General features: G+C 65.5%; 1 protein-coding gene. It reads right to left on the bottom strand.

What is annotated here, in order from left to right; translation table 11 throughout:
- Window positions 1-371 (bottom strand): MFS transporter (locus HMPREF3115_RS32085; RefSeq protein ID WP_256275933.1); only part of this gene is annotated, 371 nt, incomplete at both ends.

Below are 371 nucleotides of genomic sequence, written 5' to 3'. Positions count from 1 at the left end.
GTAGTCGGTCACGTTGAAGATCAGCACGAGACCGACGCAGAGCAGCAGCGCGCGCCAGTTGCGCAGCAGCGTTTCGCGGAAACGCGCCTTCGGCACGGCCTTGTCCTGCGCTTCGCGCTCCTCGGCCTGGCGCTTGAACGCAGGCGTTTCCTCGAGCTTCATGCGGATGTAGAGACCGATCAGGCCGAGCGGACCCGCGATCAGGAACGGCACGCGCCAGCCCCACGACAGCAGCGCTTCCTGCGACAGCGACGCCGTGAGCAGCGCGACGACGCCCGCACCCATCACATAGCCGATCAGCGTACCGAATTCGAGGAAGCTGCCCATGAAGCCGCGGCGCTTGTCGGTCGAGAATTCGGCGATGAAGGTCG

Origin of the sequence: Burkholderia sp. HMSC10F09 (genome assembly GCF_001806955.1) — a bacterium.
Classification (GTDB): Bacteria; Pseudomonadota; Gammaproteobacteria; order Burkholderiales; family Burkholderiaceae; genus Burkholderia; species Burkholderia multivorans.
This window is presented reverse-complemented; position numbering and strand designations above follow the sequence as displayed.